The sequence below is a fragment of the Streptomyces sp. NRRL S-646 genome (genome assembly GCF_000720765.1).
In the GTDB taxonomy this organism is placed as follows: Bacteria; Actinomycetota; Actinomycetes; order Streptomycetales; family Streptomycetaceae; genus Streptomyces.
Window position 1 is genome coordinate 494,817 of the sequence record NZ_JODC01000005.1, and the last position, 13,279, is coordinate 508,095.

The following is a 13,279-nucleotide window of genomic DNA, read 5'->3' on the forward strand; positions in this document are numbered from 1 at the left end:
AAGAGCCTAGTGGTCGGCGGAGCGGGCGCGTCCGGCGCGCTCACTCCGTGGATGCCGGGGCGAGGGCATGAGGCCTGCCGTACGGGCGAGGATCTCGCCGCGCACCTTCAGGAAGAGGGCCAGCGGGTCGTCCGACAACCGGCCCCAGGGGAAGGACGTGGCGTACGGGCCGATCTGGTGCAGTTCGGTGAGCGCTTCCTGCCAGCGGTCCAGGCGTACGAGGACGTACATCAGCTTGTTGCGGATCTCGGCCGGCCACGGGTCGGCAGCCGGGAAGCGGGCGGAGAACGCGATCGCCCGGTCGGCCGCCGCGTCCAGCCGTGCGCGCGGAACCTCGGCGCCGACGCCCTCCGTCAGACAGGCGAAGGCCGCCCGCGAGGGCAGTGCCTGGATGAGGGAGCCGGACGGGGCGTCCTGCGCCGCCAGGTCGGCGAAGTCGAAGCACTCGCGGTGGGAGCCCTGCCAGGACGCGGCCAGATAGCGCAGGGCCGCCACATGGCAGCCGTAGTGGTGCGGGGCGCGGCGCAGTGCCGCCTCCCACAGCTCGCCGAAGTACTTGGGGCCCGCGCCGGTGCCGCGCGCATGGTCCAGCGCGAGCCGCCACGGCACGGGGTCGTGGTCGTCGCCGCGGGCGGCAGCCGTGATCAGGGGGCTCACCTCGCGCAGCAGCTCCGCACGGGCCGGGGAGCGCCAGGCGTCGTCCACCGCGAGCTGGGCCCTGATCAGCAGCGCGTCCGGGTCCTGCGGGGTGGCGGCGGACCACGCCTGCAGCCATTCCGGGCGGGCGTGCGCGAAGGCCGCGAGACGTCTCGCGTACCGGTCGCGGGTCTCCCAGTCGCTGCGCGTGCGCGTGTCGGCAAGCAGCGCGGAGACGGGGCCGTGCGCGCCGCCCGCCGCCGCGACCAGCGCGGATCCGAGGCGGTCGTCGGGCACGTCGAGCAGCACCTCGTCGTCGGCGGGGAGTCCGGCGGCGGGGCGCGCAGCGGGCCGGGAGGTCCGGGCCGCGCGGCTGAACGGATGCAGCAGAGCCATGGTGTTGACCATTGAAAGGCCGCTGGTCAACCCGGCGCCAGGGCCCACGGGCAAGTCGTGGAAAGTTGTACGCGGATCGGTCAAGTACAGGTAAAGGGTGACTGTTCGACAACTGTTGGGTTGTTGTGTGCGAAACCCAGGTGTTCCCAGGACTTCAGTTCCGTCTCAGCAGCCGCGTCGCCCCCGCCGCCACCGTCGTCGCCAGGATCCAGCCGAGCAGGATCATCGCCGCCGCCAGCCACTGCCAGCCGCCGCTCAGCTGCCAGACGCCGACCTGCCCCAGGTCGATGACGGGGAGCAGCAGGTCCAGCGCGAACAGGGCCGGGTTCCACGGCGGATGGACCCCGGGCTGCACCGGCGGATGGCTCGCATGCGCGAAGGCCAGCGAGCCCGCCGCCCACAGCACCGCCATCCACACGGCGGCCCGGCCCGGCCGGTACCCGTAGGCCACCGTCCAGTCCTGCGCGTACCCCCACAGCTTGGCGGCGATCGGCAGGCTCTCGCGGCGTCGGCGCTGCTTGGCGAGGAGCACCTCGCGCGCGTCCTCGTCCTCGCCGCCGGACCGCAGCACGGAGGCGAGTCGCTCGTACGGCTCCGGGTTGTACTCGGCGGTCGCGGCGGTCACCCACTCCAGCCGCTCGATCAGCGGGAAGGGGCCCTGTGGCACCAGGTTCTCGTACTGGAAACCGCCCATGTGCAGATTGCCAGGACCGGGCCAGGCGCTCGCCCGGTCGACCAGGTTGACCACCCGCGCGCCCGACAGGACGACCTTGCCGCGCTGCGGACGCTCCCCGAGGAAGCGCAGCTCGGGCGTCTGCACCCGGCGCAGCGACAGCTCCTGGTCGTCGGTGAAGGCGAACCGGGCCCGCTCCAGGTCGACCGCGTCCTCGAACCGCCCGTCGTCCAGGCGCATCCCGCCCTGGCACTCGAACCGCTGGATGCGCGTCCCGCGCGCGGGCGTCGCACCGCTCACCATCGAGGCGCCGACGCCCGCGGGTGTCAGGTACAGCGTGCGTCCGACGCTCAGCTGGGGCGCGTTGAGCGCGAGCCGGCCGTACGGGTTGGCCAGCCGGGCGCCGCGCAGGCTCAGCGACACGCCGATCTTCGCACTGCGCAGGCTCAGCTCGCCGTGCGACTCCAGCAGCTCCGCCTGCAGGTCCTGGCCCACCGTCATGCCGTCGCCGGCGATCGAACGGCCGCTGCGGTCGCGGTGCACGATCGCCTGGTTGAGCATCAGATCCGTACCGATGTGTGCGTCGGTCAGCCGGATGCCGCCCAGGAAGCGGCAGCGGGGGAGGTGCAGGTCACCCTCCGTGTGCACGCGCGCGGCCTCCAGGCGGGGCACCGAGCAGTCCACCATGCGCATGGTGGTGAAGTGGGCCTCCGGCAGCAGCACGTCCCGCTCGAAACGGCAGCCGCGCATCTCGACGTACGGCATGACCGTGCCGCCCGCGAGGTCCAGGGAGCCGCTGATCTGCACCCCGCGCAGCTTCAGCGAGGACACCCGGCCCGCGAGCGCGGGCGGCCCGTCCAGCAACAGCCAGCACACGATGCGCGCCCGCACGGTCCGCTCGGGCCCCCAGGGGTGCCCGCCGTGCGGATCGTCGGCGACGGTGTCCCCGCTGCTCAGGTCGTACACACTGCCGTTGCGGAAGGCCTGCCACATGCCGGCCTCGGCGGCGGTCAGATCGTCCGGCAGATCTCCGGCGTCTCCGGCACGGAAGCCGGCCCCCTCAGTCACTGCTCCTCCAGTCCCTTTGCTCGCACAACCGTTCATGCCCGCTGGGTAACGCCCGAAGCACAGGACGTGAAGGCGATCTTCCGGGTTCCCGAGGGGTTCTGTATCAGCCATTGATACGCGCGGACGACGCCGGACCCCGGTCTGAGAGAATTGAGTCCGTGATCACCCGAATCGATCTGCGCGGCGACGCCCTCCCCGAGGGCCCCGCCCTGCGCGACCTGCTGCCCCGAGCCGACTTCGACGTTCAGGCCGCCCTCGAGAAGGTGCGTCCGATCTGCGAAGCCGTGCATCATCGGGGCGACGCGGCGCTGATCGACTTCGCCGAGAAGTTCGACGGGGTCAGGCTGGACCAGGTCCGGGTGCCTGCCGAAGCCCTCACGCGCGCGTTGGAAGAGCTCGATCCGGCGGTCCGTGCGGCCCTGGAGGAGTCCATCCGGCGCGCCCGTCTCGTCCACCGCGAGCAGCGCCGTACGACCCACACGACCCAGGTCGTGCCCGGCGGCTCGGTCACCGAGAAGTGGGTGCCGGTGGAGCGCGTCGGGCTGTACGCGCCCGGCGGCCGCTCGGTCTACCCGTCCTCCGTGGTCATGAACGTGGTGCCCGCGCAGGAGGCCGGCGTCGAGTCCATCGCCTTGGCCTCCCCGGCACAGGCGGAGTTCGGGGGCCTTCCCCACCCGACGATCCTCGCCGCCTGCGCCCTGCTCGGCGTCGACGAGGTGTACGCGGCCGGTGGCGCCACCGCCGTCGCGATGTTCGCGCACGGCACCGAGTCCTGCGCGCCCGCCAACATGGTCACCGGCCCCGGCAACATCTGGGTCGCCGCCGCCAAGCGCTACTTCACCGGCAAGATCGGCATCGACGCCGAGGCCGGTCCGACCGAGATCGCGGTCCTCGCCGACGACACGGCCGACCCGGTGCACGTCGCCTCCGACCTGATCAGCCAGGCCGAGCACGACCCGCTGGCCGCCGCCGTCCTGGTCACCGACTCCGTGGCGCTCGCCGACGCGGTCGAGAAGGAGCTGGAGCCGCAGGTCGCGGCCACCAGGCACATCGAGGACCGGATCCGCCCGGCGCTCGCGGGCCGGCAGTCCGCGATCGTCCTCGTCGACGGCATCGACGAGGGCCTCAGGGTCGTCGACGCCTACGGCGCCGAGCACCTGGAGATCCAGACGGCGGACGCCGCCGCCGTGGCCGACCGGGTGAAGAACGCGGGCGCGATCTTCATCGGCCCCTGGGCGCCGGTCTCCCTCGGCGACTACGCCGCCGGCTCCAACCACGTGCTCCCGACCGGCGGTTGCGCCTGCCACTCGTCGGGCCTGTCGGTCCAGTCCTTCCTGCGCGGCATCCACATCGTCGACTACACCAAGGACGCGCTGGCCGAGGTCGCGCACCACGTGGTCACGCTGGCGGAGGCGGAGGACCTGCCCGCGCACGGCGCGGCGATCAAGGCGAGGTTCGGTTGGAAGGTGCCCGAGAGCAAGTGAACGACGTGAGGATCGACGATCTCCCCGTACGGGACGAGCTGCGCGGCAAGTCCCCTTACGGCGCGCCCCAGTTGGACGTCCCCGTACGGCTGAACACCAACGAGAACCCCTACCCGCTGCCGGAGCCGCTGGTCGAGCGCATCGCGGAGCGCGTCCGCGAGGCCGCCCGTGACCTCAACCGCTACCCGGACCGCGACGCCGTCGAGCTGCGCACCCAGCTCGCCAAGTACCTGACGGACACCTCCGGCCACGAGGTCGGCCTGGCCAACGTCTGGGCCGCCAACGGCTCCAACGAGGTCATCCAGCAGCTGCTGCAGACCTTCGGCGGACCGGGCCGCACCGCGATCGGCTTCGAGCCCTCGTACTCGATGCACGCGCTCATCTCGCGCGGCACCGGCACGGGCTGGATCTCGGGTCCGCGCAACGCGGACTTCACGATCGACCTGCCGGCCGCCGAGCGGTGGATCGCCGAGAACAAGCCGGACGTCGTCTTCATCACCACGCCCAACAACCCCACGGGCAACGCGGTTCCGCGGGAGACGGTCCTCGCGCTGTACGAGGCCGCTCAGGCGGCGAAGCCGTCCGTGGTGATCGTGGACGAGGCGTACATCGAGTTCAGCCACGGCGACTCGCTGCTGCCGCTGATCGAAGGCCGGCCGAATCTCGTCGTCTCCCGGACGATGTCGAAGGCCTTCGGCGCGGCCGGTCTGCGCCTCGGCTATCTCGCCGCCCATCCGGCCGTCGTGGACGCCGTCCAGCTGGTACGGCTGCCGTACCACCTCTCGGCGATCACCCAGGCGACCGCGCTGGCCGCCCTGGAGCACACCGACACGCTGCTGAAGTACGTCGAGCAGCTGAAGTCGGAGCGGGACCGGCTGGTGAGCGAGCTGCGCGCGCTCGGCTACGACGTCGTCGAGTCCGACGCGAACTTCGTGCAGTTCGGGCGGTTCGAGGACTCCCACACCGCCTGGCAGAAGATCCTCGACCGGGGTGTGCTGGTACGGGACAACGGCATCCCGGGGTGGCTGCGGGTGTCCGCCGGAACCCCGGAGGAGAACGACGCGTTCCTGGACGCGGTACGTGACTTGAAGAAGGAGCACAGCGCATGAGCCGCGTAGGACGCGTGGAGCGGGTCACCAAGGAGACGTCGGTGCTCGTCGAGATAGACCTCGACGGCAGCGGCAAGGTCGATGTGTCGACAGGCGTCGGCTTCTACGACCACATGCTCGACCAGCTCGGCCGGCACGGTCTGTTCGACCTGACCGTGAAGACCGAGGGCGACCTGCACATCGACTCGCACCACACCATCGAGGACACCGCCCTCGCGCTCGGCGCCGCCTTCAAGCAGGCGCTCGGCGACAAGGTGGGGATCTACCGGTTCGGCAACTGCACGGTGCCCCTGGACGAGTCGCTCGCCCAGGTGACCGTCGACCTGTCCGGCCGCCCGTACCTCGTGCACACCGAGCCCGAGAACATGGCGCCGATGATCGGCGAGTACGACACCACGATGACCCGGCACATCCTGGAGTCCTTCGTCGCCCAGGCCCAGATCGCGCTGCACGTGCACGTGCCGTACGGGCGCAATGCGCACCACATCGTGGAGTGCCAGTTCAAGGCGCTCGCGCGGGCCCTGCGCTACGCCTCCGAGCGCGACCCGCGCGCGGCCGGCATCCTCCCGTCCACGAAGGGCGCGCTGTGAACGGCCTCTCCACGGTGTTGATCGTCGTCGGCCTCTTCCTGGTCGGCGGCATCATCTCCTTCGTCAAGCAGCAGATGCCGAAGAGCCTGATAGTGCTGCTGTCGGTCAGCGCCGCGATGTGTCTGGTCGCGGGTGTCCTGAGGCTGGAGGTGTGGAATTGAGCAACTCCAAGAAGGTCGTGGTCTTCGACTACGGCTTCGGGAACGTCCGCTCCGCCGAGCGCGCCCTCGCGCGCACGGGAGCGGACGTCGAGATCACGCGTGACTTCGACAGGGCCATGAACGCGGACGGCCTGCTGGTGCCGGGCGTCGGCGCCTTCGCCGCCTGTATGCAGGGCCTGAAGGAGGCGCGCGGCGACTGGATCGTCGACCGCAGGCTGTCCGGCGGCCGCCCGGTCATGGGCATCTGCGTCGGCATGCAGATCCTCTTCGCGCGCGGCATCGAGCACGGCGTGGAGACCGAGGGCCTCGACGAGTGGCCCGGCTCGGTCGAGCCGCTGCAGGCCGAGATCGTGCCCCACATGGGCTGGAACACCGTCGAGGCGCCCGCCGACTCCGAGCTCTTCGCCGGCCTGGACGCCGACGCGCGCTTCTACTTCGTGCACTCCTACGCCGTCCACGACTGGTCGCTGGAGACGCACAACCCGACGATGCTCGCCCCGAAGGTGACCTGGTCGACGCACGGCAAGCCCTTCGTGGCGGCCGTCGAGAACGGCGCCCTGTGGGCCACCCAGTTCCACCCCGAGAAGTCCGGCGACGCCGGAGCGCAGCTGCTCACCAACTGGATCGGAACCCTTTAGACCATGGCCAAGCTCGAACTCCTCCCCGCCGTCGACGTCCGTGACGGCCAGGCCGTCCGTCTCGTGCACGGCGAGTCCGGCACGGAGACCTCGTACGGCTCGCCCCTGGAGGCCGCCCTCGCCTGGCAGCGGTCGGGCGCCGAGTGGCTGCACCTGGTCGACCTGGACGCCGCGTTCGGCACCGGCGACAACCGTGAGCTGATCGCCGAGGTGGCGAAGGCGATGGACATCAAGGTGGAGCTGTCCGGAGGCATCCGTGACGACGCCTCGCTGGCCGCCGCCCTGGCCACCGGCTGCACCCGGGTGAACCTCGGCACGGCCGCCCTGGAGACCCCGGAGTGGGTCGCCAAGGTGATCGCCGAGCACGGCGACAAGATCGCGGTGGGTCTGGACGTACGGGGCACGACGCTCCGCGGCCGCGGCTGGACCCGCGACGGCGGCGACCTCTACGAGACGCTGGAGCGCCTCAACAAGGAGGGCTGCGCGCGGTACGTGGTGACGGACATCGCCAAGGACGGCACGCTCCAGGGCCCCAACCTGGAACTGCTGAAGAACGTCTGCGCGGCGACCGACCGCCCGGTCGTGGCGTCCGGCGGCGTGTCGTCCCTGGACGACCTCCGCGCCATCGCCGAACTGGTACCCCTCGGTGTCGAGGGCTCCATCGTCGGGAAGGCCCTGTACGCGAAGGCGTTCACCTTGGAAGAGGCCTTGGAGGCTGTGGCGTCATGACATCCGAAGCCGTACGGCGCGTGCAGAGCGAAAGTCCCTGGGAAGAGTCCTTCGGTTTCGCACGCGCCGTGGCGGCGGGCGACCGTGTGCTGGTGGCGGGCACGACGTCCTTCAAGGGCAGCGTGCTGTACGGGGAGGGCGACCCGTACGAGCAGGCCAAGGTGGCCTTCACCAGCGCGATCGAGGCGATCGGTGAGCTCGGGCTCGGCGTCGAGTCCGTGATCCGTACGCGTATGTACCTGACCCATGCGCGGGACGTGGACGCCGTGGGCCGGGCCCACAAGGAGTTGTTCGACACGGTGCGCCCGGTCTCGACCCTGCTCGTGGTGGAGGGCTTCGTGGACCCGCGCATCCTGGTCGAAGTGGAACTAGAAGCATTCAGAGGAGCCGTGGATTCATGACCCTGGCGGTCCGAGTCATCCCCTGCCTGGACGTGGACAACGGCCGGGTCGTCAAGGGCGTCAACTTCCAGAACCTGCGCGACGCGGGCGACCCCGTCGAGATGGCCAAGGTGTACGACGCCGAGGGCGCCGACGAGCTGACCTTCCTGGACATCACTGCGTCGTCGGGCAATCGCGAGACGACGTACGACGTGGTGCGCCGTACGGCCGAGCAGGTGTTCATTCCGTTGACGGTCGGCGGCGGTGTGCGCACGGCCGAGGACGTGGACAAGCTGCTGCGGGCGGGCGCGGACAAGGTCGGTGTGAACACCGCCGCGATCGCCCGCCCGGACCTGATCCGCGAGATCGCCGAGCGCTTCGGCCGCCAGGTCCTGGTCCTGTCGGTCGACGCCCGCCGCACCGAGGCGGGCACCTTCGAGGTCACCACCCACGGCGGCCGCCGCGGCACCGGCATCGACGCCGTCGAGTGGGCCCACCGGGCCGCCGAGCTGGGCGCGGGCGAGATCCTGCTCAACTCCATGGACGCGGACGGCACGAAGGACGGCTACGACCTGGAGATGATCGCCGCGGTCCGCAAGCACGTGACGGTCCCGGTGATCGCCTCGGGCGGCGCGGGCAGGCTGGACCACTTCCCGCCGGCCATCGGGGCGGGCGCGGATGCGGTGCTGGCGGCTTCCGTCTTCCACTTCGGGGACCTGCGGATCGGCGAAGTGAAGCGGGCGCTGAAGGACGCGGGGCATCCCGTGCGGTGACGTCCCCGTAGAGGCGTTGTAAGCCCCGGTCACCTTGGCGGCCGGGGCTTACTTGCATCCCGATGCGAAAGGAAAGTTGCGCAAAATATATTGTGCAACTTTTCTTTCGCATCTAGCGTGGGGGCATGGCAAGCAAGGAAAACCGCCGGATCACCGACCTCGGCACCCTCAAGGCCCTCGCCCACCCGCTCCGCCTGAAGCTCTACCGGCTGCTGTTCGTGGCCGAAGTGGCCACCGCCTCGCATCTCGCCGAGCAGGTGGACGAGGCTGTCTCCCTGGTCAGCTACCACCTGCGCAAACTCGCCGAGCACGGACTGATCGAGGAGGCCGAGCCGCGCAGTGGGGACGCGCGTGAGCGGTGGTGGCAGCCGGCCTCGGACGGTGTCTCCGTGCGCGACGAGGACTTCCAGGACGCGCCGGAGAAGGTGGCGGCGCACCTCGCGGCCTCGCGGCTCTTCCTGGACCAGCGATCCGAGATGTACCGCACCTATCTCGACGAGCGCGCCCACTGGGGGCCCGAGTGGAACGAGGCGGCCTACGACAGCGAGTCACTGCTCCGGCTGACGACCGCCGAACTGGCGGATCTGAAGGCGGAGTTGCAGGACCTGCTCAAGAAGTACGACGAGCAGGGACGCGCCCGTGAGGCTGCCGGTGCCACCGAAGAGCGCGAGAACGTCGCGCTGCACATGTACGGATTCCCGTTCCGCATCTGAGCCGAGAGGACCCCTCTCCATGTCCACGACCGCCTTACGCCGGGCTCCCCTCCGGGACGCACCTGCCCACCGCGACGGCAACGTCCTGCGCTGGCTCGCCGCCTACACCTCGTCGATGATCGGAGACAGCGTCTACTACGTCGCCCTGTCCTGGGCCGCGGTGCAGACGGGAACGCCCTCACAGGCGGGCATGGTCATGGCGGCGAGCGCTGTGCCGCGCACTCTGCTGATGCTGGGCGGGGGAGTGATCGCCGACCGGTTCGGGCCGCGGAAGGTCGTGATCGGCAGCGACGCGGTGCGCTGCGCGGCCGTGCTGGCGGTGGCGGCCCTGCTGTTCGTCACCAGCCCCGGTCTGTGGCCCCTTGCCCTGCTCGCCGTGGTCTTCGGCACCGTCGATGCCGTGTTCATGCCCGCCGTGGGCGCCCTGCCGCCGCGCATCACCGGCCGGGACCAGTTGGCGCGTGTCCAGGGCATGCGCGGGCTTGCCATCCGCTTCGGCTACGTCGTCGGTGCGCCGCTCGGCGGCCTGGGCGTGGCGCTCGGGGGTGGGGCCGCCGCGTTCGGCCTGGCCGGACTGCTGATCGCGGTGTCCGTGCCGCTCCTGGTCTCCGTACGCGTACGGGAACTGCCCCCGGACGACGCGGCCGGGGCACGTAACACCGCCTGGCGGGACCTGTGCGACGGGCTGCGTTACATCCGCCGCCACCGCGTCCTCGCCCCGCTGACGGTGGTCTGCGCCCTCGGCGACCTCGGCTTCGTCGGCCCGCTCAACGTCGGCGTGACCCTGCTGGCCGACGAGCGCGGCTGGGGCGCCTCCGGCATGGGCCTGGTGATCGCCGGGTTCGGCACCGGCGCAGGGGCCGCGTCGCTGCTGCTGGCCGTGCGGGGACGGCTGCCGCACGCAGGGCACGTCGCCGGGTACGCGGTGCTCGCGGGCTCCGTCGCCATCGGGGCGCTGGCCTATGTCCCCGACGTCGTCGCGGCCGTCGGGGTGGCTCTCCTCATCGGCCTGCTCGCCGGGCTCAGCGGGACCCTGTGCGGAGCCCTGCTGCAGACCCAGGCCGACGCCGCCTACCTCGGCCGGGTCACCTCGGTCTCCAGCATCGTCAGCCTCGGCATCGCTCCACTGACCATGCCACTGTCCGCCGCAGCGATCGACGCCTGGGGCACCGGTCCGGTCTTCGTCGTCAGCGCGGCCGTGTGCGGACTAGGCGGGGTCGTCGTCCTGTGCGTCCCCGCCCTGCGCCGCGCCGAACTGCCCCGCTGACGCGGGTCCCTAGATTCCCAGCTGCTTCGCCTCGTGCAGCTTCGCCACCGCGTCCTTGTCGCCGTCCAGTTCCACCTTGGCGGCGTTCTGCCGGCCGTAGGAGAACAGCAGCAGCTCCGAGGGCTCGCCGGTCACCGTCACCACGGGGGTGCCGCGGTGGGCGACCGCCGTCTGGCCGTCCGGGCGGCGCAGTACCAGGCCCGTCGGGGCGCTGCGGCCCATCAGGCGGGCCGAGCGTTCCAGGCGGGACCACAGGGTGTCCTGGAAGACCTGGTCCAGCTCGCGTGGCGTCCAGTCCGGCTGCGCGCGGCGGACGTCCTCCGTGTGGACATAGAACTCGACGGTGTTCGACAGCTCGTCGACCTGCTTGAGCTGGAACGGCGAGAACCGCGGCGGGCCGGTGCGGATGAGTTGGATCAGCTCCTCGTACGGCTTCGCGGTGAACTCCGCCATCACCCGCTCCAGGCGCGGCGCGAGCTGCTTGATCAGGATGCCGCCGGCGGCATCGGGGCGGCGCTCGCGCACCACCACGTGCGCGGCGAGGTCACGGGTGAGCCAGCCCTCGCAGAGGGTCGGGGCCTCCGGGCCCTCGGCCTCCAACAGGTCGGCCAGCAGAAGTCGTTCACGCTTGGCGAAAGTCGACATGAAGTCAGCCTACGACCACGTAACAGGTCCGCCCAGTGGACACCACCCCGTCACTGTCAGTGGCGGCAGGCACAATGGCACCCATGACCAGCACGCCGTCCCCCAGCAGCCTCGACCCGGAGATCGCTGCGCGCCTCAAGCGCAGCGCCGACGGGCTCGTCCCCGCCATCGCCCAGCAGTACGACACCGGTGAGGTGCTCATGCTCGGCTGGATGGACGACGAGGCGCTGCACCGCACCCTCACCACCGGCCGCTGCACGTACTGGTCGCGCAGCCGCCGGGAGTACTGGGTGAAGGGCGACACCTCCGGCCACTTCCAGTGGGTGAAGTCGGTCGCCCTCGACTGCGACGCCGACACCGTTCTGGTCAAGGTCGACCAGGTCGGCGCCGCCTGCCACACCGGCGCCCGCACCTGCTTCGACGCCGACGTGCTCCTCAAGGACGGCACCGGTTCCGGCGTACCGTCCACGGATCAGTAAGGTCTGCCGGCATGGACCTCGAGACCTTCCGCAAGCTCGCCACCGACCGGCGCGTCATCCCGGTCACGCGCAAGCTCCTCGCCGACGGCGACACCCCGGTCGCGCTCTACCGCAAGCTCGCCGCCGAGCGCCCCGGCACCTTCCTGCTGGAGTCCGCGGAGAACGGCCGCTCCTGGTCCCGCTACTCCTTCGTCGGCGTGCGATCAGCAGCGACTCTGACTGCTCGTGACGGGCAGGCCCACTGGCTCGGCGCCCCGCCCGTCGGCGTCCCCACGGACGGGGACCCGCTCGCCGCCCTGCGCGCCACCATCGAGGCCCTGCACACCCCCCACCAGGAGGGCCTGCCGCCCTTCACCGGCGGCATGGTCGGCTATCTCGGCTACGACATCGTGCGCCGCCTGGAGAAGATCGGCCCGGGGGAGCGGGACGACCTCCGGCTGCCCGAGCTCACCATGCTGCTCACCAGCGACCTCGCCGTCATGGACCACTGGGAGGGCTCGGTCCTGCTGATCGCCAACGCGATCAACCACAACGACCTCGACACGGGCGTCGACGAGGCCTACGCGGACGCCGTCGCCCGCCTCGACGCCATGGAGGCCGACCTCTCCCGCGCGGTCGCGCAGCCGCCCGCCGTGCTCCCGCCCTCCGAGCTGCCCGAGTACACGGCTCTGTGGGGCGGCCCCGACTTCCAGGTGGCCGTCGAGGACATCAAGGAGCGCATCCGGGCCGGGGAGGCCTTCCAGGTCGTCCCCTCGCAGCGCTTCGAAACGCCGTGCACGGCAAGCGCGTTGGACGTCTACCGCGTGCTGCGGGCGACCAATCCCTCGCCGTACATGTACCTGTTCCGCTTCGACGGCTTCGATGTCGTCGGCTCTTCCCCCGAAGCCCTGGTCAAGGTCGAGGACGGGCATGCGATGGTCCACCCCATCGCCGGGACGCGGCACCGCGGGGCCACCCCGCAGGAGGACCAGGCCCTCGCCGACGAGCTGCTCGCCGACCCCAAGGAGCGCGCCGAGCACCTCATGCTCGTCGACCTGGGCCGCAACGACCTGGGACGGGTCTGCGAGCCCGGCTCGGTCGAGGTCGTCGACTTCATGTCCGTCGAGCGGTACTCGCACGTGATGCACATCGTCTCCACCGTCACCGGCAAGGTGGCGGCGGGCCGCACCGCCTTCGACGTCCTGACCGCCTGCTTCCCGGCCGGCACGCTCTCCGGCGCCCCCAAGCCCCGGGCGATGCAGATCATCGACGAACTCGAGCCGTCCCGGCGCGGCTTGTACGGCGGCTGCGTCGGCTACCTCGACTTCGCGGGAGACTCCGACACCGCCATCGCCATCCGCACGGCCCTGCTGCGGGACGGCACGGCATACGTCCAGGCGGGCGCCGGAATCGTCGCCGACTCCGACCCGGTCGCCGAGGACCAGGAGTGCCGCAACAAGGCCGCCGCCGTGCTCCGGGCGGTCCACACGGCCAACCGGCTGGGCCAGTAGGACCCTTCCGGCGACAAGTGGGGTGCTTCTCACGTGAACCCCGGGTGA

15 protein-coding genes are annotated in these 13,279 nt (G+C 71.1%); 12 read left to right on the forward strand and 3 right to left on the reverse strand.

Going from position 1 to position 13,279, the window contains the following annotated elements:
- Positions 1-6: 6 nt before the first annotated feature.
- Positions 7-1,044, reverse strand: a complete 1,038-nt coding sequence (locus IH68_RS0112135; protein WP_030932881.1) for a hypothetical protein — start codon at positions 1,042-1,044, stop codon at positions 7-9.
- Between the two features lie 142 nt (positions 1,045-1,186).
- Positions 1,187-2,773: an oxidoreductase gene (locus tag IH68_RS0112140; protein ID WP_030932883.1), complete on the reverse strand. Its 1,587-nt coding sequence runs from the start codon at positions 2,771-2,773 to the stop codon at positions 1,187-1,189.
- A gap of 158 nt (positions 2,774-2,931) precedes the next feature.
- Between IH68_RS0112140 and hisD the strand changes: the two genes are divergently transcribed.
- The 10 genes from hisD (at position 2,932) to IH68_RS0112190 (ending at position 10,617) form a co-directional block, all read left to right on the forward strand.
- Positions 2,932-4,257, forward strand: a complete 1,326-nt coding sequence (gene hisD, locus IH68_RS0112145) for a histidinol dehydrogenase (protein WP_030932885.1) — start codon at positions 2,932-2,934, stop codon at positions 4,255-4,257.
- Positions 4,254-5,366 (forward strand): histidinol-phosphate transaminase, encoded by a 1,113-nt coding sequence (locus IH68_RS0112150; RefSeq protein WP_030932888.1) that lies wholly within the window; start codon positions 4,254-4,256, stop codon positions 5,364-5,366. The genes hisD and IH68_RS0112150 overlap by 4 nt, the downstream gene beginning before the upstream one ends.
- A complete protein-coding gene (hisB, locus tag IH68_RS0112155) occupies positions 5,363-5,956 on the forward strand; it encodes an imidazoleglycerol-phosphate dehydratase HisB (protein ID WP_030932889.1) in 594 nt (197 codons plus the stop codon). The genes IH68_RS0112150 and hisB overlap by 4 nt, the downstream gene beginning before the upstream one ends.
- Entirely contained in the window at positions 5,953-6,117 is a 165-nt protein-coding gene (locus tag IH68_RS57070; protein ID WP_030932891.1) for a hypothetical protein, read from the forward strand. Before hisB ends, IH68_RS57070 begins: the two co-directional genes overlap by 4 nt.
- Complete coding sequence (gene hisH / locus IH68_RS0112165; protein WP_030932893.1) at positions 6,114-6,755, forward strand: imidazole glycerol phosphate synthase subunit HisH; 642 nt, start codon at positions 6,114-6,116, stop codon at positions 6,753-6,755. The genes IH68_RS57070 and hisH overlap by 4 nt, the downstream gene beginning before the upstream one ends.
- Before the next feature lie 3 nt (positions 6,756-6,758).
- Positions 6,759-7,484: a bifunctional 1-(5-phosphoribosyl)-5-((5-phosphoribosylamino)methylideneamino)imidazole-4-carboxamide isomerase/phosphoribosylanthranilate isomerase PriA gene (gene priA, locus IH68_RS0112170; RefSeq protein WP_030932896.1), complete on the forward strand. Its 726-nt coding sequence runs from the start codon at positions 6,759-6,761 to the stop codon at positions 7,482-7,484.
- Positions 7,481-7,885 carry a RidA family protein gene (locus tag IH68_RS0112175; RefSeq protein WP_030932899.1) on the forward strand — a complete coding sequence of 135 codons (405 nt, stop codon included), beginning with the start codon at positions 7,481-7,483 and terminating at the stop codon, positions 7,883-7,885. Before priA ends, IH68_RS0112175 begins: the two co-directional genes overlap by 4 nt.
- Positions 7,882-8,637 carry an imidazole glycerol phosphate synthase subunit HisF gene (hisF, locus tag IH68_RS0112180; RefSeq protein ID WP_030932902.1) on the forward strand — a complete coding sequence of 252 codons (756 nt, stop codon included), beginning with the start codon at positions 7,882-7,884 and terminating at the stop codon, positions 8,635-8,637. Before IH68_RS0112175 ends, hisF begins: the two co-directional genes overlap by 4 nt.
- Before the next feature lie 125 nt (positions 8,638-8,762).
- Positions 8,763-9,350 carry an ArsR/SmtB family transcription factor gene (locus IH68_RS0112185; RefSeq protein WP_030932905.1) on the forward strand — a complete coding sequence of 196 codons (588 nt, stop codon included), beginning with the start codon at positions 8,763-8,765 and terminating at the stop codon, positions 9,348-9,350.
- A gap of 19 nt (positions 9,351-9,369) precedes the next feature.
- A complete protein-coding gene (locus tag IH68_RS0112190; protein ID WP_030932908.1) occupies positions 9,370-10,617 on the forward strand; it encodes an MFS transporter in 1,248 nt (415 codons plus the stop codon).
- A gap of 9 nt (positions 10,618-10,626) precedes the next feature.
- On the opposite strand, the gene IH68_RS0112195 is transcribed toward IH68_RS0112190, so the two are convergent.
- Positions 10,627-11,262: a TIGR03085 family metal-binding protein gene (locus tag IH68_RS0112195; RefSeq protein WP_030932911.1), complete on the reverse strand. Its 636-nt coding sequence runs from the start codon at positions 11,260-11,262 to the stop codon at positions 10,627-10,629.
- A gap of 83 nt (positions 11,263-11,345) precedes the next feature.
- Between IH68_RS0112195 and hisI the strand changes: the two genes are divergently transcribed.
- Both hisI and IH68_RS0112205 read left to right on the forward strand, forming a co-directional pair.
- Positions 11,346-11,741: a phosphoribosyl-AMP cyclohydrolase gene (gene hisI / locus IH68_RS0112200; RefSeq protein WP_030932915.1), complete on the forward strand. Its 396-nt coding sequence runs from the start codon at positions 11,346-11,348 to the stop codon at positions 11,739-11,741.
- 11 nt (positions 11,742-11,752) lie between these two features.
- Positions 11,753-13,231, forward strand: coding sequence for an anthranilate synthase component I (locus tag IH68_RS0112205; protein ID WP_030932918.1), 1,479 nt, complete (start codon positions 11,753-11,755; stop codon positions 13,229-13,231).
- The last annotated feature ends 48 nt before the right edge of the window (positions 13,232-13,279 follow it).